20 protein-coding genes are annotated in these 20653 nt (G+C 56.8%); 8 read left to right on the plus strand and 12 right to left on the minus strand.

All coding sequences use genetic code 11. From position 1 onward, the window contains the following. The first annotated feature begins 63 nt into the window (after positions 1-63). Genes LG203_RS00865 through LG203_RS00875 form a run of 3 tightly spaced genes read left to right on the plus strand, consistent with a single transcriptional unit; the run spans position 64 to position 1745 of the window. A complete protein-coding gene (locus LG203_RS00865) occupies positions 64-894 on the plus strand; it encodes a hypothetical protein (RefSeq protein ID WP_230344070.1) in 831 nt (276 codons plus the stop codon). A 23-nt stretch (positions 895-917) separates the two neighbouring features. Continuing rightward, positions 918-1277 carry a hypothetical protein gene (locus LG203_RS00870; RefSeq protein ID WP_230344071.1) on the plus strand — a complete coding sequence of 120 codons (360 nt, stop codon included), beginning with the start codon at positions 918-920 and terminating at the stop codon, positions 1275-1277. Positions 1278-1286: 9 nt separating this feature from the next. Next, a complete protein-coding gene (locus LG203_RS00875; protein ID WP_230344072.1) occupies positions 1287-1745 on the plus strand; it encodes a hypothetical protein in 459 nt (152 codons plus the stop codon). A gap of 298 nt (positions 1746-2043) precedes the next feature. Here the strand turns inward: LG203_RS00875 and lgt are convergent, their stop codons facing one another. Further along, positions 2044-2826, minus strand: coding sequence for a prolipoprotein diacylglyceryl transferase (gene lgt / locus LG203_RS00880; RefSeq protein ID WP_230344073.1), 783 nt, complete (start codon positions 2824-2826; stop codon positions 2044-2046). Between the two features lie 89 nt (positions 2827-2915). On the opposite strand from lgt, the gene LG203_RS00885 reads away from it, so the two are divergent. The 4 genes from LG203_RS00885 (at position 2916) to LG203_RS00900 (ending at position 8950) form a co-directional block, all read left to right on the plus strand. Beyond that, positions 2916-5459 (plus strand): EAL domain-containing protein, encoded by a 2544-nt coding sequence (locus LG203_RS00885; RefSeq protein WP_230344074.1) that lies wholly within the window; start codon positions 2916-2918, stop codon positions 5457-5459. Between the two features lie 114 nt (positions 5460-5573). Next, positions 5574-7424: a dihydroxy-acid dehydratase gene (gene ilvD, locus LG203_RS00890; RefSeq protein ID WP_230344075.1), complete on the plus strand. Its 1851-nt coding sequence runs from the start codon at positions 5574-5576 to the stop codon at positions 7422-7424. A 22-nt stretch (positions 7425-7446) separates the two neighbouring features. Beyond that, the gene (locus tag LG203_RS00895; protein WP_230344076.1) at positions 7447-8361 is read left to right on the plus strand and encodes a D-hexose-6-phosphate mutarotase; all 915 of its coding nucleotides are present in this window, start codon (positions 7447-7449) and stop codon (positions 8359-8361) included. A gap of 262 nt (positions 8362-8623) precedes the next feature. Beyond that, entirely contained in the window at positions 8624-8950 is a 327-nt protein-coding gene (locus LG203_RS00900) for a c-type cytochrome (protein ID WP_230344077.1), read from the plus strand. A gap of 110 nt (positions 8951-9060) precedes the next feature. Here the strand turns inward: LG203_RS00900 and LG203_RS00905 are convergent, their stop codons facing one another. The 9 genes from LG203_RS00905 to dusB all read right to left on the minus strand — a co-directional run bounded on the left by LG203_RS00905 (position 9061) and on the right by dusB (position 17989). After that, positions 9061-9414, minus strand: coding sequence for a RidA family protein (locus LG203_RS00905; protein ID WP_230344078.1), 354 nt, complete (start codon positions 9412-9414; stop codon positions 9061-9063). A gap of 34 nt (positions 9415-9448) precedes the next feature. Continuing rightward, positions 9449-10798, minus strand: a complete 1350-nt coding sequence (locus LG203_RS00910; protein WP_230344079.1) for a sodium-dependent transporter — start codon at positions 10796-10798, stop codon at positions 9449-9451. Positions 10799-10807: 9 nt separating this feature from the next. Next, entirely contained in the window at positions 10808-12130 is a 1323-nt protein-coding gene (locus LG203_RS00915) for an alanine/glycine:cation symporter family protein (RefSeq protein ID WP_230344080.1), read from the minus strand. 50 nt (positions 12131-12180) lie between these two features. Continuing rightward, entirely contained in the window at positions 12181-13080 is a 900-nt protein-coding gene (gene hemF, locus LG203_RS00920) for an oxygen-dependent coproporphyrinogen oxidase (protein WP_230344081.1), read from the minus strand. A 13-nt stretch (positions 13081-13093) separates the two neighbouring features. Next, the gene (locus LG203_RS00925; protein WP_230344082.1) at positions 13094-13639 is read right to left on the minus strand and encodes an L-threonylcarbamoyladenylate synthase; all 546 of its coding nucleotides are present in this window, start codon (positions 13637-13639) and stop codon (positions 13094-13096) included. Positions 13640-13651: 12 nt separating this feature from the next. Beyond that, positions 13652-14920, minus strand: a complete 1269-nt coding sequence (purD, locus tag LG203_RS00930) for a phosphoribosylamine--glycine ligase (RefSeq protein WP_230344083.1) — start codon at positions 14918-14920, stop codon at positions 13652-13654. 99 nt (positions 14921-15019) lie between these two features. Continuing rightward, positions 15020-16606, minus strand: coding sequence for a bifunctional phosphoribosylaminoimidazolecarboxamide formyltransferase/IMP cyclohydrolase (purH, locus tag LG203_RS00935; RefSeq protein WP_230344084.1), 1587 nt, complete (start codon positions 16604-16606; stop codon positions 15020-15022). A 115-nt stretch (positions 16607-16721) separates the two neighbouring features. Continuing rightward, positions 16722-16955 carry a Fis family transcriptional regulator gene (locus LG203_RS00940; protein ID WP_013441204.1) on the minus strand — a complete coding sequence of 78 codons (234 nt, stop codon included), beginning with the start codon at positions 16953-16955 and terminating at the stop codon, positions 16722-16724. A gap of 2 nt (positions 16956-16957) precedes the next feature. Beyond that, positions 16958-17989, minus strand: coding sequence for a tRNA dihydrouridine synthase DusB (gene dusB, locus LG203_RS00945; RefSeq protein ID WP_230344085.1), 1032 nt, complete (start codon positions 17987-17989; stop codon positions 16958-16960). A 311-nt stretch (positions 17990-18300) separates the two neighbouring features. On the opposite strand from dusB, the gene LG203_RS00950 reads away from it, so the two are divergent. Further along, positions 18301-19572: an MFS transporter gene (locus tag LG203_RS00950; protein WP_230344086.1), complete on the plus strand. Its 1272-nt coding sequence runs from the start codon at positions 18301-18303 to the stop codon at positions 19570-19572. On the opposite strand, the gene LG203_RS00955 is transcribed toward LG203_RS00950, so the two are convergent. Together LG203_RS00955 and LG203_RS00960 are read right to left on the minus strand one after the other, a co-directional pair. Continuing rightward, positions 19553-19813 carry a YkgJ family cysteine cluster protein gene (locus tag LG203_RS00955; RefSeq protein WP_013441208.1) on the minus strand — a complete coding sequence of 87 codons (261 nt, stop codon included), beginning with the start codon at positions 19811-19813 and terminating at the stop codon, positions 19553-19555. The two genes, LG203_RS00950 and LG203_RS00955, sit on opposite strands and share 20 nt — an antisense overlap. Further along, the gene (locus tag LG203_RS00960; RefSeq protein WP_230344087.1) at positions 19813-20553 is read right to left on the minus strand and encodes a competence/damage-inducible protein A; all 741 of its coding nucleotides are present in this window, start codon (positions 20551-20553) and stop codon (positions 19813-19815) included. Before LG203_RS00960 ends, LG203_RS00955 begins: the two co-directional genes overlap by 1 nt. Positions 20554-20653 lie beyond the last annotated feature (100 nt).

The raw sequence follows: 20653 nt of genomic DNA on the forward strand, positions 1-20653 counted from the left end.
CTCATTCAAGCGGGACGCCTAACGGCGCTCCTTTGATTCAACTTTAGCTATTGGAATCATTGCATGCTGAGCTCAGTAGAAGATGGTGCCAGAGCACTGCTGAAAGATGTAGCGACAGTGCTTTCGCAATTTCCCAAGATCGAACACACGATCATCGGGGGATGGTGTCCCGTAATCAGAAACAAGTCGAGCATCCCTCATCCAGGAACTCTGGACGTCGACATCCTGTTTAGAGATTCGAATAGCCCAGGGTTTTTGTCAAATGTAATTGAGCAGTTAGTTCAATCAGGTTTCGATCCTTCAGCCAAGCATCCATTTCAGTTGCTCAAGAAACAAATTGTCAATGGCAAGGCCCTTATTTACAACATTGATCTGCTTCATCCAAGAATGCTCGAAGACATAGACTCCGTGGGCCTTTTCGTCGATCATCTTGAACTCGATATTCCTTTGAACAATGCGGAGCGCCGGCTGAAGGAAATTTGTTCCGTTGCGCTTCCGAATTCTGAAGTGCTATTCCAAAAGAATATGCACACCGTTGAGAGCATCGACGGCGCAAGTTTTTCGTTGGTGACTTTTGAAGGAATGTTTGTTACGAAGATGGATAGTTGCCAGAAGCAAAAGAGAGAAAGAGATTCCTTTGATATTTATTTGGCGTTCGTTAACGATGGCGTGAATGCACAATCGATAAACCAGCTAGCTAGCGAAGACAATCGAATCGGTGAATCCCTTAAGGCATTCAAATTGCACCTAGAGAACAAGGCTGACGAGTTCAACAAGAATGTAATTCACTTCTGCGACGGCATTGAAGGCTCTCCGGCGCAATATGTGCTCGAGAAGCTCAATGGCTACCCATCATTCCACCGGACCTGCGCGAAACGCCGCGCAGGCCGGTGAATTCAAACGTTAGATGGCAGTCCATGAATCGCGAAACAGTCAATCGAATTGAAGTGCTTGACACAGGCGAGTTCTTTCTCGGGATCGAGGGAAAAGGTAAGTCAATGTATCAATACATCTATCGAGAAGCTGCAGGGGTGTATTGGGATCCAGCGCTTCAAGGCTTCAAATCCACGCCAATGAGGGAATGGTCTTGTACTCAGTGGTACAAGCAAATCGTTTCGGTTGCTCGTTCCGGTCTAGGCGTGGATCTGTTACTGGCAGATCACATTGATTGGAAAAACGTACCAGAAATAGATAAAGCTGAAATTCAGCGTGCAAAAGCATCTAAAAATGCCTTCCGCAGCTTCGCTGCTACGGCCGCCCCTCACGTTAAACGTTAGCGGCTTAGTATGGACATCACTCTTATTAATCAGCTTGCTACTGGAATGCGGATGGCCATCGAATCCATCCCTAAAGACAAGCTCCCGCTTCCAATGTCGCACTTCCCCAAAGGCGCATGCGGTGACGCCACGCTTTTGCTTGGTGCTTACTTTGCAGACAACGGAATAACAGAGTTTCAGTATGTCTGTGGGGAGCGTGGCGTAAAAGAAGATAGAACTTGGTCCACGCATGCATGGCTTGAGTCGGAAGGTCTTGTCGTTGATATCACGGCAGATCAATTTGAAGAGATCGACGAGAAAGTCATCGTTGCTTATGGCTCTCCGTGGCATTCACAGTTAGATGGCAAGCCTTCTGGATGTGGTGATTTCAGAAAATGGAGCGGCCCGGGCACTCACCATTTGTATTCAGCTTATGGCCAAATTCTCTCTCTGTTGGCATTCAACAAGAACCATGAGCCGAGCCTCTAACAATTCCGTCGTGAGGGGCCGCCCACAAGCTGCGGTTGTGGGCTCCCTTCGCGGCTTCGTCGCTACGGCGGCCCCTCACGTCAAACGTTGGGCAATCAAGAGCAAATGAAGCTGATTTGACCTGCTCCCCCTCTACCGCACCATTAGAAAATGGAAATTTCGGCACAATTTTCACCAAGCAGAGGGGAGGTTGTGTTGTGACGAGATCAAAGTTTACGGAAGAGCAGATCGTATAATCAGGGGCAGGTCTCTAGGTTAGTCTCAGACACAGCACCGCCCGCCATCAGCGGCCACAGTTTTAAGCACGCGGCTTCCGGCACAGGTAAAACATCACCAGCCCGGCGATTACCATAGGCGCGCTCAGCCACTGGCCCATGCTCAATCCCATCGATAACAAGCCAAGGTAGCTGTCCGGCTCGCGCGTGTATTCCGCGAGAAAGCGGAAGCTGCCGTAGCCGATGAGGAACAGTGCCGAGACGGTGCCGCGTGGTCGGGGCTTGCTGGAATATATCCATAAAATCAGGAACAGCATGACACCTTCCAGCGCAAACTCATAGAGCTGCGAGGGGTGGCGCACCACTTGATCGACCTTGGGGAAAATCATGCCCCAGGGCATGTCGGTGGCTCGGCCCCACAGCTCGCCGTTGATGAAGTTACCCATGCGCCCGGCGCCCAGGCCTATCGGTACCAGCGGTGCTACAAAGTCCATGATCTCCAGCCAGCGCTTGCCGGTTTTGCGGGCAAACAGCGCCATGGCCGCCAGTACGCCGAGAAACCCGCCGTGGAATGACATGCCGCCTTGCCACAGGTAAAGGATTTCATGCGGATGCTGGCTGAAGTAAGTGGGCTGGTAAAACATGACATACCCAAGTCGCCCGCCGATGATGACGCCCAGCGCCCCGTAAAACAGGATGTCATCGACATCGCTGACCTTCCAGCCAGAATTGGGATTGCGGCGTATGCGCCACTTGCCCAGCCACAGCAGGCTCAGGAAACCGAGCAGGTACATGAGGCCATACCAGTGGATGCCGAAGCTGCCGATATGAATGGCAATAGGGTCGAATTCAGGGTGTATAAGCATGGCTTGAATAGGGATCTACCAGAGCAAAAATGATATCCGTTTGCCGTGGTTCTGTTTAAATTGACGATGTGCTATGGTAACTGAAAATAATGACATTCAGGATCGCACATCCAGCGTTTGATGGTGGCGATACCAGTTTTGGGGGACATTGCATGCAACAGTCAGGTTCGGAAACGTCTTCGGCCGAAGCTTCGCCGGAGGACGCAGCCGTCACTCTTTCCCTGATCTGTCAGTGGGCAGCCATTCTGTTCGAGCATGTGCAAGACAAGGTTGCCCTCTACAACCTCAACGCCGAAACCCTCTATATCAACCCCATGCTTAAAGCGCATTTGCCTGCCCATTTTGGTGGGGTGGCCGATGTCGTGATGCATTCTTTTTTCTGGCATTACCGCGAGACGCTGGAAAACGTGATCAGAACTGGACAGCCCGCAAGCTGCCTCGCCCATTACACCATAGGGTCAAAGGAGGTCTGCGACCTCGTTAACTTCAGTGTCGTGCGCGACCCTCAAGGGCAAATGCTGGGTGTACTGGCGATTGGTCGGCAAACCGATCAGCGTGATTTTGAAGAGGGCGCCGAGATTCGCCGCCGCGAGCAATATCAGCGGGCGGTGCTGGATACGTTTCCGTTCATGGTGTGGCTCAAAGACAAGCAAAGTCGTTTCCTTGCGACCAATAAAGCCTTTGCTGGCATGCTGCAGCTGAATGAAGAGGATATGCGCGGCAAAACCGATTTTGATTATTTTCCCGAGACCATGGCGCAAGGCTATGTCGATGACGATCAGGAAGTCCTGGCCTCGGGGATGGCCAAGATGCTGGTGGAGCCCATCCGCAACAGTGACGGGGAACTGCATTGGGCCGAAACCTATAAATCGCCGGTGGTGATTGATGACGAAGTGATTGGCACCGTGGGGTTTGCCCGTGACATTACGGCGGAGCGACGGCTGGAGGCGGAGATTATCCGGCGCGAGAACGAATACTCCATGCTGGTGCAGAATCTGCCATTGACCATAGTGCGCTATGACCGCGAGTGCCGGCGCGTGTTTGTAAACTCGTATTGTGCGATGCGTGAAAGTTTGCAGCAGCGTATCAGTGAGGTGATGGGCAAGTCACCGGTAGAGTACTGGAGCGGCAATATCATCAATATCACTGCCGAGGATTACCAGAAACGTATCCTCAACGTGATGGATTCTGGCGAGCCTGATACCCTGGAACTGATCACGCAGTATGGCGAGGAGCAGCTGGTGCATCTGGTTCGCATCGTGCCGGAGCGCTCGTCCTCCGGAGAGGTTATCGGCGCCATGACGGTGGCGAGTGATGTCACGGAAAACAGCCGCTACCGCAAGCGTATCGAACAGCTGGCTTACCACGATATCCTGACGGAGTTGCCCAATCGCTTGCTGTTCAATCAGCAACTGCAAGTGCTGATTGAACAGACGAAAACCCAGACGCATGGTTTCTGCCTGCTGTTTATTGATCTGGATAACTTCAAGACCATCAACGACACCCTGGGCCACTCAGTGGGTGACAAGTTGCTGATTGAAGTGTCGCGGCGTATCAGCCAATTGCTGGACAAAGACGACATGCTGGCGCGCATGGGGGGCGACGAATTTGCCATTTCCCTGCCGCATTGCCTGTCCCGGCTGGATGCTGCCCTGCTGGCAGCGCGCATCATCGATGCACTGAACGTGCCGTTTGAAGTGTCCAGCATCAAGTTTTTCGTGTCTGCCAGCATGGGCATTGCCTTTTACCCCGAGGACAGCAGCCATCTGGATGATTTGCTCAAGCATGCCGATCTTGCCATGTACCACGCCAAACGGCAGGGCCGTAACAATTTCCAGTTTTACAATCAGGAGCTGACGGTCAATGCGGCCGAGCGTTTGCTCATGGAAAATCTGTTGCGGCAGGCGCTGGGCAAAGGCGAGTTGCAGTTGTATTACCAGCCCATCATGGAGCTGGCGACGGGCGAGATGTATGGCGCCGAAGCTCTGCTGCGCTGGAACAGTTTTGACCTCGGCATGGTGGGGCCGGATAAATTCATCCCCATTGCCGAGGAGCGCGGCATGATCGTCGAGATTGGTGGCTGGGTGCTGCGCGAGGGCTGCCGTACTGCAGCGGCCTGGAATGCGCTGCGCAGCCAGCCCTATGTGCTGGCCATCAATCTGTCTTCGCGGCAGTTCATGCAGCAGGATTTTCTGACCATGATTACCGACTGCCTGCAGGAAACCGGATGCCATCCGCAGTGGCTCAAGTTTGAAATTACCGAAAGCCTGCTGCTGCATGATAGTGACCATATACGCCAGACCTTGGAGGCGTTGCACTCGATCGGCATTGCCATCGCCATTGATGATTTTGGTACCGGTTATTCCGCGCTGGGCTATCTCAACAAGTTTCCGGTCAGCCAGGTCAAGATTGATCGTTCATTTGTCAGTGATATTGCTACCAATACCGAATCGGCCCTGCTGGTTAAAGCCATCATCGCCATGGCCGACAGCCTGGGTAAGGATCTGGTGGCCGAGGGCGTGGAAACTGCCGAGCAGGCCGAACTCCTCAGCCTGCTTGGCTGCCAGTATGTGCAAGGCTATTACTACGGACGTCCGGTGCCACTGGAGACCTTCAACCAGTCGTTGCGTTGATGCAACGTAAAGGCCTGCTTGGGCCGCTCAAATGTAGCAAGATAACGACATCTCACGTCCTCGACGTTGATCTGGGTTAAAATTTACTTTTTTGATTCCACTCGGATTAACGCCATGCCTGAATACCGTTCCCGTACTACCACCCATGGCCGCAATATGGCGGGTGCCCGTGCCTTGTGGCGGGCTACCGGCATGAAGGAAGAAGACTTCACCAAGCCAATTATTGCCATTGCCAATTCCTTTACCCAGTTTGTGCCTGGCCATGTCCACCTCAAGGACCTAGGCCAGATGGTCGCCCGTGAAATTGAGCGTGCTGGCGGCGTTGCCAAGGAATTCAACACCATTGCCGTGGATGACGGCATCGCCATGGGCCACGGTGGCATGCTCTACAGCCTGCCCAGCCGCGACCTCATCGCCGATAGCGTGGAGTACATGGTCAATGCCCACTGTGCCGATGCGCTGGTGTGCATCTCCAACTGCGACAAGATCACCCCAGGCATGCTGATGGCGGCACTGCGTCTGAATATCCCGGTGGTATTCGTGTCGGGTGGCCCGATGGAAGCAGGCAAGGTCAATTGGCAAGGCACGTTCCACAAGCTGGATCTGGTGGATGCCATGGTGGCCGGCGCTGACAGCAAGGTCAGTGATGCGGAGTCCGAGGCGATTGAGCGTTCGGCCTGCCCGACCTGCGGTTCCTGCTCCGGCATGTTTACCGCCAATTCCATGAACTGCCTGACCGAGGCGTTGGGTCTGTCATTGCCAGGCAATGGCTCCACGCTCGCCACGCATGCGGCCCGCAAGGAGTTGTTCCTCAAGGCGGGGCGTCTGATAGTCGAGATCACCAAGCGCTATTACGAGCAGGACGACGAAAGCGTGCTGCCGCGAAATATTGCCAACTTCAAGGCCTTCGAGAATGCCATGAGCCTGGATGTGGCCATGGGCGGCTCCACCAATACCGTACTGCATTTGCTGGCTGCAGCACATGAAGCGGGCGTGAATTTCACCATGGCCGACATTGACCGTATCTCGCGCAATGTGCCTTGTGTCTGCAAGGTAGCGCCTGCCACCGCCAAGTACCACATGGAAGACGTGCACCGCGCCGGTGGCGTGATGGGGATTTTGAGCGAGCTGAACCGCGCCGGAAATATCCACGCGGATACGCCTACCGTGCACAGCCCAACCCTGGGTGATGCACTGGCGAAGTGGGATATCACTACCACCACCGACGAAGATGTGAAGAAATTCTATCGCGCTGCGCCTGGCGGCATTTCCACCACCATTGCCTTCAGCCAGTCCATGCTGTGGCCTGAGCTGGATACGGATCGTGAAGAAGGCTGCATCCGCAACAAGGAACACGCCTACTCGCAGGATGGCGGCCTCGCCGTGCTGTACGGCAACATTGCGCTGGACGGCTGTATCGTCAAGACCGCTGGTGTCGATGACAGCATTCTCAAATTCACTGGGCGTGCGCGCATTTTTGAATCGCAGGATGCAGCCGTTGAAGGCATTCTCGGTGACAAGATCGTCGCGGGCGATGTGGTGGTGATTCGTTACGAAGGTCCGCGTGGTGGCCCAGGCATGCAGGAAATGCTGTATCCGACGTCCTATCTCAAGTCCAAAGGCCTTGGCAAGGAATGTGCTTTACTTACGGACGGACGTTTTTCCGGTGGCACCTCTGGCCTTAGCATCGGCCATGCCTCACCTGAAGCGGCTGAAGGCGGCGCCATTGGTCTGGTGGAGGAAGGCGATACCATCGAAATCGATATCCCCAATCGCACCATTCATCTTGCCGTCAGCGATGAAGTCCTGGCGCATCGTCGTGCTGCCATGGAGGCACGCGGCAAGGATGCCTGGAAGCCACAGGCGCGTGAGCGTCATGTGTCACCCGCCCTGCGTGCCTACGCCGCCATGAGTACCTCGGCAGCCCGTGGAGCTGTGCGCGATGTAAGCCAGATCGAAAAATAACATCGTAAGGATCAAGAGTCGGATGCAATCCATACAGCAGTTGAATGCGCGTTACGGCGTTGGCCAGAAAATCCATTTCTATTCCGATCAGAATGGTCTGGTAACGGTTCATATTGAAAATCCTCATGCTTCGGCCAAGATCGCCCTGCAAGGCGCGCATGTCATGGAGTGGCAACCCCATCACTCTGAAGAGCCCGTGTTGTGGCTGTCGGACCAGGCGCGCTTTGTTCGTGGCCGCTCGATTCGCGGTGGTGTGCCGGTATGCTGGCCCTGGTTTGGTGCACATGCCACCGACGAAACGCTTTGTCCGCACGGTTTTGCCCGGGTGGCCCAGTGGAAAATCGTCGATACGGTGATTGATCCGGATGGTGCTACGCGCATCATCATGCAACTCATTGAAACCCAGCAGCTCGGCAAGCAATGGCCACATCATTGCGAAGTGACACTCACGGTGATTGTGGGCTCAGCGTTGCGTATGCAGCTCACAACGACCAATACGGGTACCGCGCCCTTTGTATTGGGGGAGGCCTTGCATACTTATTTTCATGTCAGCGATATTGAAGTCATCAAGATCAGCGGTTTGCAGGACACGCAGTATCAGGACAAGGTGGAAGGGTATGCTGTCAAGCAGCAGCAGGGTGACATTCGCTTTACTGAAGAAACCGATCGGGTGTACATCAATACCGAGAGTACCTGTGTGATTGAAGACCCAGGATTGCGCCGCCGTATCACTGTGCAGAAGTCTGGCAGCAAATCCACCGTGGTATGGAATCCTTGGGGGCAGAAAGCGGCCGAGATTGGTGATCTGGGCAGCCATTCGGGCTGGCGTCACATGGTCTGCGTAGAGTCTGCCAACGCCACCGACAATGTGATCACCGTTGCACCGGGTGAAGTCCACACGCTGGAAGTGGAATACAGCACCGAATATTACATATAGCCGACACCGGGGCTGAACGGTCCCAGGCGTCGGGGTGGAACTGCTCCCAGGCAGGTAAGTCAGAATGATGCATGTGCAAGTGATGCATGACAGGACAAGGTCAACGTTTCGGCAGGATTGACGTTGATTGAGTGTTGTAAGTGATGCACGAGATTGACAGGGTTAATAAAACGCTTAAGCACTTTCCAAGGCGCCGCAATCCTAGGTATCATTACAAGTTGTATTAACGTAGTTTTTACAAGACCGAGATGAAGGAGAAAGCATGAAAGGTTTATTAATGACGGTTGCAGCCGCCGGCTCTTTGATGCTGGCTGGACAAGCAAGCGCAGCGGATGCCAAGGCAGCTGAAGCCCTGGCTCAGAAAAATGGCTGTCTGGCATGTCACAGCATCGCCAACAAGGTAGTGGGTCCTGCTTACAAGGACGTTGCTGCCAAGTACAAGGGCGACAAAACGGCAGAAGCAAAGCTGATCGCCAAGGTCAAGGCTGGTGGCAGTGGTGTTTGGGGCCCAATCCCAATGCCGCCTAACAGCCCGCACGTAAAAGACGAAGACATCAAGACTATCGTTGAATGGATTCTGACACTGTAATTACGGATTACAGTTTTCAAACAAAAAAGCCGGTTCAAAAGACCGGCTTTTTTGTTGCCCGCGGTGCGCAATGGAGAGCGGCTCACTCTCGGCCGTAGGCGACTTATAGCCTACAGTTGGGCTGCCGTAATGACGATCTCAATCCGCCATTCGGGCCTGGCCAGGGCCGCCTTTACTGTGGCGCGTGGTGGGGCCGCTCCGGCGGGCACCCAGGCATCCCACACCTTGTTCATGCCGTCGTAATCAGCCAGATCAGCCAGATAAATCTGCGCCATGAGGATGCGCGATTTATCGCTGCCAGCTTCTGCCAGCAAGTTATCGACCATGGTCAGCACTTCTGCGGTTTGGCCCTGGATATCCAGGCTGCCATCATTCGCCACCTGGCCAGCCAGGTAAATCGTGCCGTTGAAAATGGTGGCCTCGCTGTAGCGGGCACCGGGATGTAAACGTTGAAGGTCGGACATGGTATGCCTGTGAAAAGTAAGATCAAACGCCAGGCTAAAGCAGCCCGGTCAGGTATAGGAAAATGGCAACAATCGCCAAGGGTGAAATATAACGTATGGTAAAGCGCCATGCACGATAAGCTAGGGGTGAAATGTCCAGCTCTTCTGCCACATGCGAGGTCTTCATGTACCAGCCCGCAAACACGGCCATGCACAGTCCGCCCAGTGGCAGCATGATGGTGGTGGTCAGTTTGTCCAGCGTATCAAAAATGCCGAGGCCAAATAGCAGCCTGATGTCTTGCCACAGATTGAACGAAAGTACGACGGCGATGCCCAGCAGCCAGTCGGCAATACCAATCAGCCAGGCTGACTGTTTGCGAGTCAAGCGGCTGTTTTCCGTGATCCAGGCAACGGCGGGCTCCACCAGCGAAATTGCCGAGGTCCAGGCAGCAAACGCCACCAGAACAAAAAACAGCACACCCATGACTGTGCCCATGGGCATGCGGCCAAAGGCGATGGGCAGCGTCTGGAAAATCAGGCCGGGGCCTGCCCCTGGTTCCAGATGATTGGCAAACACCAGTGCAAAAATGGCGATACCAACCAGCAGGCCGACCAGCGTATCGGCCAAGGCAATGTAAATGGAAGTGCGGGCAATGGAGACATGACGTTGCAGATAGGAGCCGTAGACCATGACAGCCCCCATGCCCAGGCTCAGGGAGAAAAACGCATGACCAAGCGCAGAGAGCACCGCAGTAGGGGTGACCTTGGAAAAATCGGGCGTGAACATGAAATGAAGTGCTGCCTGAAAGTCACCCACCGACATGCTGTAGCCCAGCAGTACCAGCAAAATGGCAAACAGGGAAGGCATCAGTATCTTGTTGGCCTGCTCCAGTCCGGCATTGACGCCACGTGCCACCACGCCCAGCGTCATGCCGATGAAAATGGTATGCCACACGGCAAGCTCAAGAGGGGATGCCAGAAACTGCTGAAAGGCGCTTGCCGATCGCTCGCCATCCATGCCGATGAAACTGCCGCGTGCCGCTTCCACCACGTAATGCAGAATCCAGCCCGCAATCACACTGTAAAAAGCCAGAATCAAAATGCCGGCAACAAGCCCCATGACCCCCACCCATTTCCAGTGCCTGCTGCTGCCAGCCTCTTGCGCCAGTGCATGCATGCCATCGATGGGGTTACGCTGGGCGCGGCGCCCCAGCATGATTTCGCACATCATGAGCGGGATGCCGACCATGGCGATGCAGGCGAGAAATACCAGTACAAAAGCACTGCCGCCGTTGACGCCGGTCATGTAGGGAAATTTCCAGATATTGCCAAGACCAATCGCAGAACCCGCAGTAGCCAGCATGAATGTCCAGCGATTTGACCAGTGACTGCGGGCTTGGCTCATGATGTATGCCTATCCCTTGAAGTAGCGGTCGGTTTCCGCCTTGATCACCTTGGAAAGTACCAGCAGGCCGATCAGGTTGGGAATCGCCATCATGCCATTCATCAGGTCCGAGAAATTCCACACCAGTTCCAGGCTGATGCTGGCGCCAACGGCGACCGCCAGCGTGAACACCAGACGATAAATCTTGATGCTGCGGAAGCCAAACAGGTATTCCACCGCTTTTTCGCCGTAGTAATTCCAGCCGATGAGGGTGGAGTAGGCAAACAGCGCGGTGGAAATGGCGACGATGTATTTGCCGGTGTCGCCCAGGGTTTCCGCCATGCTGATGCTGGTGAGCTGGCCTGCGCTGACGCCGTGCTTCCAGGCGGTGGCGGTGAGGATGATGAGCGCGGTCATGGTGCAGACCACCAGCGTATCAATAAAGGTTTGCGTCATGCTCACCAGTGCCTGGCTGACCGGGTCCTTGGTGCGAGCCGCAGCGGCGGCAATGGGGGCCGAGCCCAGACCGGATTCATTGGAAAACACGCCGCGGGCAATGCCATAACGCATGGCGGCGGCGACCGTGGCCCCGGCAAAACCACCACCGGCGGCTGCCGGGCTGAAGGCATGATGGAAGATCAGGTAAAACGCATGCGGGATTTCGCTAACGTTGTAGGCCAGCACCACCAGGCCGCTGCCCACATAAACCACGATCATCAGCGGCACCAGATAAGAGGTGAATTTGCCGATGGACTTGATGCCACCAATGATCACCAAGCCGGTCAGCACCATCAGGATAAAGCCAGTGAGCTCGGTGGGGATGTGAAAGGTGGATTTGAAGATTTCAGCCGTGGCATTGGCCTGCGCCATATTGCCGATACCAAAGGCGGCACAGGCGGTAAAAAAGGCGAACAGCGCGCCCAGCCACGGCATGCCCACGCCTTTTGCCAGGTAGTACATGGGGCCGCCGCGCATGCCATGTGGGCCTTTTTCACGGTATTTGATGGCGAGGACGGCTTCTGAATATTTGGTCACCATGCCGACCAGGCCGGTCATCCACATCCAGAACACGGCGCCGGGTCCGCCCAGGGTAATGGCGGTGGCAACGCCGACAATATTGCCTATGCCCACGGTCGCGGCAAGCGCGGTCATCAGCGCGGCAAAATGGCTGATATCGCCGTCGTGCCCGACTTCTTTTTTGAAAATCAGCTTGAATGCCAGTGGCAGGGTGCGGAACTGCAAACCTTTGAGCAGCACGGTCAGATAGAGGCCGGTGCCCACCAGCAGGATCAGCATGGGCGGCCCCCAGATCCAGCTGGATAATGTGGCGATGACGCTTTCAATGGTTTGCATTTATCACTCCCTTTTTACAGGGATTATAAGCACAAACCGCGCCGATCAAGCTAACCCAGCCAGTTTTTATCGATCAGGAAGTCGCTGTAGAGACGGGCTTCAGGCGAGCCTGCTTCTGGTTTCCAGTCATAGCGCCATTTGACGATGGGAGGCATGGAAAGCAGGATGGATTCGGTACGCCCATTGGATTGCAGGCCAAACAGCGTGCCGCGGTCATACACCAGGTTGAATTCCACATAGCGGCCACGACGATAGGCCTGGAAGTCGCGCTCGCGCTCGCCATACGCCATGTCTTTGCGGCGCTGCACGATAGGCATGTAAGCCTGAATGAAGGCATCGCCCACACTGCGGATCAGCGCAAAGCTCTGCTCAAAGCCCAGCTCATTGAAATCATCAAAGAAGATGCCGCCTATGCCGCGTGGCTCTTTGCGATGCTTGAGGTGGAAATATTCATCACAATGCTGCTTGAACGCCGGGTAATACTGGCTGCCAAACGGCGCGAGCGCTTCGCGGCAAAGACGGTGAAAGTGAATGGCGTCTTCTTCAAACCCGTAATACGGCGTCAGGTCCATGCCGCCACCGAACCACCAGATCGGCTCTTCACCAGGTTTTTCCGCGACAAAAAAGCGCACATTCATATGCACGGTGGGGATGTAAGGATTGCGCGGGTGAAACACCAGCGAGACGCCCATGGCCTTCCAGCTGCGGCCCGCCGCTTCGGGGTGTGCCACGCTGGCGGAGGGTGGCAACTTGTTGCCGATCACATGCGAAAAGCCTACGCCTGCACGTTCAAACACATGGCCTTCTTCCAGCAGGCAGGAAGTCCCACCGCCGCCTTCCGGCCGCTGCCAGCTGTCGTTGAGGAAATTCTTGCCATCAATCAGTTCAATCGCTTCAACAATGCGGTTTTGCAGACCTTGCAGATAGTCATATACGGCGTCGGAATTCATGCGGTGCTCCGGTTTAGGGGCGCAAAATGCGTCCGGTGATGAGGTCTTGTATGGTCGAAGGCTTGCGCGCGCCACCGGTGAGCCCGGCAATCACGCGCACACGTTGTCCGAAAAGCTGGCGGCATTTACGGGTGGTTTTGGCCGGGGCATGGCCTGCCTTGTTGGCGCTGGTAGAGACCAGCGCCATGCCTGCCATGCGGCAAAGTCTTGCCGACAAGCGGTGTGCTGTGACGCGCACGGCGAGCGAGGGATGCCTGCCATGCAGCCAGATGGGACAGTCTTCTGCGTGTGGCACCAGCCAGGTATGCGGGCCTGGCCAGGTAGTGGCAACGCGCGCTTGCTGCTCGGCGCTTAACGGTGCGATCAGGCGCTTGAAACGCGTCTGCTGATCCCCGATCAGGATCAGCCCTTTGCGCTGCGGCCGCCCTTTGAGACGCAATATGCGTTGCACGCCCAGGCGGCTATGTGGATCACAGCCGAGCCCGAAGCAGGATTCGGTAGGATAGGCAATGACCCCGCCCTGACGCAGGTAATGCCGCAGCTCGCGTGCATTCATCATCGCCGTTTACACTCAGGATTTGACGGCGCGGTAGCCGATATCCTTGCGCATCTGGGCGCCATCAAAGCGAATCTCTTCGGCGATCTGATAGGCACGGCTTTGCGCGTATTTCACGGTTTCGCCCAGCGCGGTGACGCAGAGTACGCGGCCACCGCTGGTCAGCACACGGCCATCTTCCAGGCGGGTGCCGGCATGAAACACATGGGCATCCTGCAGATCACGCGGCAGGCCGGTGATTTCATCGCCCGTGCGTGGGGTGTCAGGGTAATTGGCCGCTGCCATCACCACGCCCAGCGCGGTGCGGCGATCCCAGTCCACCGTCGCCTGATCCAGCGTGCCGTTGACGGCATGCTCGGCCAGCCCGACCAGATCCGTCTTGAGGCGCAGCATGATGGGCTGGGTTTCCGGGTCGCCCATGCGGCAGTTGAATTCCAGCGTCTTGACGTCGCCTTCGGGCGTAATCATCAGGCCTGCATACAAAAAGCCGGTGTAGGGAATGCCATCCTTTGCCATGCCCGCCACGGTGGGGGCAATGATTTCGCGCATCACCTTGGCGTGAATGTCCGGCGTGACGACAGGAGCGGGGGAGTAAGCCCCCATGCCGCCGGTGTTGGGGCCCTGGTCGCCATCCAGCAGGCGTTTGTGGTCCTGGCTGGTGGCCAGTGGCAGGATATTTTTGCCGTCGACCATCACGATAAAGCTGGCTTCTTCGCCCGTCAGGAATTCTTCGATGACCACGCGGGCACCGGCAGCTCCCAGCTTGTTGTCGGCCAGCATGGCGTCAATGGCGGCATGCGCTTCGTCTTCGTCCATCGCCACCACCACGCCCTTACCGGCAGCCAGGCCATCGGCCTTGATGACGATAGGCGCGCCTTGCGCACGCACATAGTCGTGGGCGGCGGCGGCATCGGTAAACGTGGCATAAGCCGCGGTCGGGATGCTATGACGAATCATGAAGGCCTTGGCAAAATCCTTGGAGCTTTCCAGCTGGGCAGCGGCCTTGGTCGGGCCGAAAATTTTCAGGTCATTGGCACGGAAAGCATCCACGACACCTTGCGAAAGCGGGGCTTCCGGGCCGACGATGGTCAGGGCGATCTGCTCCTTGAGCGCAAACTCCAGAAGATCGGCTACCGAAGAAGCGGGGACGTTGACCATGTCCGGGTTAAGGGCGGTGCCGGCATTGCCCGGCGCCACATAGACGCGGCTGATATTGGGGTTTTGCGTAACTTTCCAGGCCAGTGCGTGTTCGCGGCCACCGCTGCCAATGACGAGTACTTTCATGTTGTTAACCCTGTGCTATGTGAACAATGCCCTGCGGTCTGAACATGGGCCTTCCGCATAATCGGAAAGCCCCTCCAGATGCGCAGGGCATGGCATATGTTAGTGACGGAAATGACGAATGCCGGTGAGCACCATGGCGATGCCATGCTCATCCGCGGCGGCAATGACTTCTTCATCGCGAATGCTGCCACCTGGCTGAATAACGCAAGCGGCACCCGCTTCGGCCAGCACGTCCACGCCATCGCGGAACGGGAAGAAAGCATCGGAGGCCACGGCAGAACCCTGCAGGGCAAGCCCTGCATTTTGTGCCTTGATGGCGGCGATTTTGGTGCTGTCCACACGGCTCATCTGGCCCGCGCCCACGCCCAGCGTCATGCCATTGCCACAGAAGACGATGGCATTGGATTTGACATACTTGGCTACGCGCCAGGCGAAGAGCAGGTCTTGCAGCTGTTGCGGTGTAGGCTGTGTGCGGGTAACCACTTTGAGGTCAGACAGGCTGAGCTCGTGGTTGTCTGCGGTCTGGATCAGCAGGCCCGAACCCACGCGCTTGGTGTCATGCGAGTTGCGGCCTTGCTCCCAGGCGCTGCTGCCACCGGGCGGCAATGCAATCTTGAGCACGCGCACATTGGCCTTGGCCTTGAAAATCGCCAGCGCATCCGCAGTAAAGTCAGGGGCAATCAGCACTTCAACAAACTGCTTGGCAACGGCTTCTGCCGCGGCAGCATCCACGGTCTGGTTGAAGGCGATAATGCCGCCGAAAGCCGAGGTCGGGTCGGTCTGGAAAGCCTTGCTGTAGGCTTCGAGCGCGGTCGCGCCCACGGCAACGCCACAAGGGTTGGCGTGTTTGACGATGACGCAGGCGCCACTGTCAAAGCTCTTCACGCATTCCCAGGCGGCATCGGCATCGGCGATGTTGTTGTAGGAAAGCTCCTTGCCCTGCAATTGCTCGGCGGTGACCAGTGAGCCAGGTGCCGGGTACAAATCGCGGTAGAACGCAGCCTGCTGGTGCGGGTTTTCGCCATAGCGCAGGTCTTGCACCTTGACGAAGCGGCCATTGGTTTGGGCGGGGAATGCGCTGCGGGTGCCATCGGTATTGATGGAGGAAAGATAATCGCTGATGGCGGCATCGTAGTTGCTGATGCGGTTGAACGCGGCGACGGACAGCGCAAAGCGTGTGGCCTGGCTGGTCGCGCCACCTGTGCTCTTCATCTCATCCAGCACGGCAGCATATTGCGATGCATCGGTCAGCACCACCACGTCTTTCCAGTTCTTGGCGGCGGAGCGCACCATGGCCGGGCCGCCGATGTCGATATTTTCAATCGCATCTTCCAGCGTGCAGTCGGCCTTGGCGACGGTGGCTTCGAACGGGTAAAGATTGACGCAGAGCAAATCAATATTGGGGATGCCTGCGGCCTGCATGGCGCTCACATGTTCGGGCAAGTCGCGGCGACCCAGCAGGCCGCCATGCACTTTCGGATGCAACGTTTTGACGCGGCCATCCAGCATTTCAGGAAAGCCGGTGTAATCGCTGACTTCAATCACGGGAATCTGGTGATCGCGAAACAGCTTTGCCGTGCCGCCAGTCGAGAGGATTTCGACGCCAAAGGCGTGCAGGCTTTGGGCAAATTCGACGATGCCTGCCTTGTCGGAAACGCTGATGAGTGCTCTTTTGATGATGGCCATGATGTCAGTTGATGTCAGTGAGGGTCAGTAAATATGCGTCGTTAAATTGAAGCGGGAAAAATAAAACAGGAAAACATATTAAGAACAGCAGGAAGCGGCTATGGCCGCCTGGCGGTTATTCAATCTGATAAAGCTGCATCTTCTTGCGCAGGGTGTTGCGATTGAGGCCAAGAATCTCGGCAGCCTTGCTCTGGTTGCCCCCGGCACGATGCAGCACGTATTCGAGCATGGGTTTTTCCACGCAGCCCATCACCATGTCATACACGGCATGGGGCGGCTGGCCATCCAGGTCTTTGAAATATTCATCCAGGGCAGCCCGGATACAGGCGGCGACGTCTTTGTTACTCATTTTTAGGCCGCCATCGCTTGGTCGTCGGAGGAGTCAGTCTCGGGGACATATTGCAGACGCTGGTCGTGCTGCAGCAACTGGCTGAAGAACTGGCTGATGGCTGCCTGTTGCTCGTCTACGGTTTGCAACTGATTCATGTGATGGCGGAAATTCGCGGAATCCTTCAGCCCCTTGGTATACCAGGAGATATGCTTGCGCGCCACGCGCATGCCGGTCAGCTCGCCATAAAAGTCATACAGATCCTGCACATGGTCCAGCATCACCTGATGGATTTCGCTCACTTCGGGTGGCGGCAAGTGCTCGCCAGTTTCCAGATAATGCGCGATTTCACGGAAAATCCAGGGGCGACCCTGAGCTGCACGGCCTATCATTACGGCATCGGCCTGAGTGTATTCCAGCACAAACTTGGCTTTTTCCGGGGTGGTGATGTCGCCATTGGCGATCAACGGAATCTTGATGGCCTGCTTGACGGCGGCAATGGTGTCGTACTCGGCATCGCCGTTATACAGGCAAGCCCGGGTGCGGCCATGCATGGCCAGGGCTTGTACGCCGATGTCTTCTGCCATGCGCGCCACGGCCACGGCGTTGCGGTTGTTCTTATCCCAGCCGGTACGGATTTTCAAGGTCACTGGCACATCCACGGCGGCCACCACCGCTTTCAGAATCTGCGATACCAGCGGCTCATCCTTGAGCAGGGCCGAGCCAGCCATCACATTGCAAATCTTCTTGGCCGGACAACCCATGTTGATGTCGATGATCTGCGCACCGTTATCCACATTGTGCTTGGCGGCCTCTGCCATCATCTTCGGGTCAGCCCCGGCGATCTGTACCGAAATCGGCTCCACTTCGCCCTCGTGATTGGCGCGACGCAAGGTCTTGGCACTGCCATACAGCAGCGAGTTCGACGTCACCATCTCGGAAACAGCCAGCCCAGCCCCCAGCTTCTTGCATAGCATGCGGAAAGGCCGATCCGTCACGCCTGCCATAGGCGCAACCACCAGATTGTTTTTTAGTTTGTAAGGGCCGATTTGCACTGAAGCTGAAACCTTGGACAATGTCCGTACGATGATTGTGGAAAAGCTGCCTATTTTATATGCAAACCGCAGCCGCGCAAAACGAAAAATTGTAATTGGTGGACTTGACATGAGTAAAAGCACGCATCTGCTAGCTTGTTGATTCCCTTAAAACTATCAAGATTGCTTGCCGCGCTGTTCCCGAGCATGGTGAGGCAAAAATACCTTCATTGCGTAAGCAGATAGACGGCTGTCAGCATCGCTAAAAAGTGGGCGTCACGCGATGGATGCTTTATGCTGGCGCCAACCCGATACCATAACCCCATATTCCGATGAACAAGCAGCCGACGACTACTCCCCCCACCACCCGCATCGCCTTTGCCAGCTTTATCGGCACTGCCATCGAATTCTATGATTTTTACATCTACGCCATGGCGGCGGCCCTGGTGATCGGGCAGGTGTTCTTCCCGGCGGAGGCGCCGGCGGCGCAATCGCTTAATGCCTTTTTGACCTTTGGCATTGCCTTTCTGGCGCGGCCGCTGGGGGCGGTGCTGTTCGGGCATTTTGGTGACCGCGTGGGGCGCAAGGTCACGCTGGCAGCTTCGCTGTTGTTGATGGGGGTCAGCACGTTACTGATTGGTGTGCTGCCGGGCTATGCCGAATGGGGGGTGTGGGCACCGGTGGTGTTGTGCCTGTTGCGCTTTGGTCAGGGGCTGGGGCTGGGCGGCGAATGGGGTGGTGCGGCCCTGCTGGCCACCGAGCATGCGCCGGAGGGGCGGCGTGCCTGGTTTGGCATGTTTCCGCAGTTGGGGCCATCCGTGGGCTTTTTGCTGGCGACCTTGAGTTTTCTTGGTTTGAGCCTGTGGCTGACAGATGCTGAATTCAAGGCCTGGGGCTGGCGCGTGCCGTTTATTGCCAGCGCCTTGCTGGTGGTAGTGGGGCTTTATGTACGCTTTACGCTCGCCGAAACCCCGGCCTTTGCCGCCGTGCTGGCCCACAAAGCCACCCATGCCCTGCCGGTGGGAGCCTTGCTGAAGACCCATGCGCGTGCCGTGTTGCTGGGCGCGCTGGCGATGGGCGTGTGCTACAACCTGTTTTACACCGCGACGGTGTTTTGCCTGAGCTATGGCACTAGCACGCTGGGCATACCGCGCCCGGTTTTTCTGGGCATGCTGTGCGTGGCGATTCTGGCGATGACGCTGGCGACACCCTTGGCCGCTGCCTGGAGTGATCGTATCGGCCGTCGACCGGTCTTGCTACGCGGTGCGCTGGCCGCCATGGTTGCGGGGTTTCTGCTGGCACCTGCCTTGCAGAGCGATTCTTTGTTGCTGGTGACGGCGTATCTCGCATTGTTGTTATTCCTCATGGGCGTGACCTTTGCTCCCATGGGCGCATTTTTGCCCGAGCAGTTCCCGGCGCCTGTGCGCTACAGTGGCGCCGGACTGGCATATAGCCTGGGCGGCATCCTCGGCGCCTCGCTGGCCCCCGCCATTTCGCAAGCACTAGTGCAGCAGGGCGGGCTGGCCTGGGTAGGCGGCTATGTGTCGGTGATGGCGGGGTTGAGCGCGCTGGCCGTGCTGGGGCTCAGGGCGCGGGCTGGGTAAGTTGTTCCAGTTCGCCTAGCCAGCGGATGGCGTGCTCGCGGCTGGTGCCGCACATGGCGGGTTCCGGTTGCAGGCCGCCGCAAAAGTGCGGGCGCTCGGGCTGGCCGAAGATGGCGCAGCGCAGGTCATCCGTTAATTGTATGCAGCGCACGCCCGCTGGTTTGCCATGCGGCATGCCGGGGATAGGGCTGGTGATGGAGGGGGCGATGCAGCAGGCGCCGCAGTCCGGGCGACAATCCATTACATGGCTTGCCAGGGGAAACCGGCTTGCGTCACGCCTTGCGTGATGTCGATCATGGCGGCGGCTACCTGATCGGGCTGGCCTTTGACGCCGAGCTCAATGGTACGGCGCGTATCCAGCTTGGGCAGGCTGAACAGTTTGACCTCGGGGTGGGTGGCGACGATGTGGTTCATGAGATCGATCAGCTGGCTCTCACCGGCATCCCACACCACAATCGCGCTTTCGGTGAGCACATGCTGGTGGAACAGATGGGCGTAGTGCGTATCCAGCACCCATTCCATCATCGGCCACGCCATCTCGGGGAAGCCCGGCATGAAGTAATGCGAGCGCAGTGAAAAGCCCGCCACGCGGTTCACCGGATTGGGAATCAGGTCAGCGCCCTGGGGAAAGTCGGCCATCAGCACGCGCTTTGGGTAGGCGGCCTCGCCAAAGCGCGCTTCGATTTCAGCCACCGCGCCCGCATGGCGCTCAATCGGCAGGCCAGCGGCTTCGGCGGCGGCCTGGCGGGTAAAGTCGTCCGGCGTGGCACCTATGCCGCCAAAGCTGAGCACGATGTCGCCGCGGTCCATGCTGCGTTTGAGGCTTTGCGCGATACGGCACTGGTCATCGCCCAGATACTCTGCCCAGCCGAGCTGCAGGCCGCGTGCGGCCAGGGTCTGGATGACGCGTGAAAGATGGGCATCCTGCCGTTTGCCGGAGAGGATTTCATCGCCAATGATGTAGGCACCGAAGGTTGGCATGGTGTATGGACGTTATCGAAAATTGCATTATATCCTGCCCGGCAATGCAGGCTCGATGTGCTGGCGCTTGCAAGATCCGACCTTATGCAAGGCCATAAAC

Origin of the sequence: Methylovorus mays, assembly GCF_020531915.1 — a bacterium.
GTDB lineage: Bacteria > Pseudomonadota > Gammaproteobacteria > Burkholderiales > Methylophilaceae > Methylovorus > Methylovorus mays.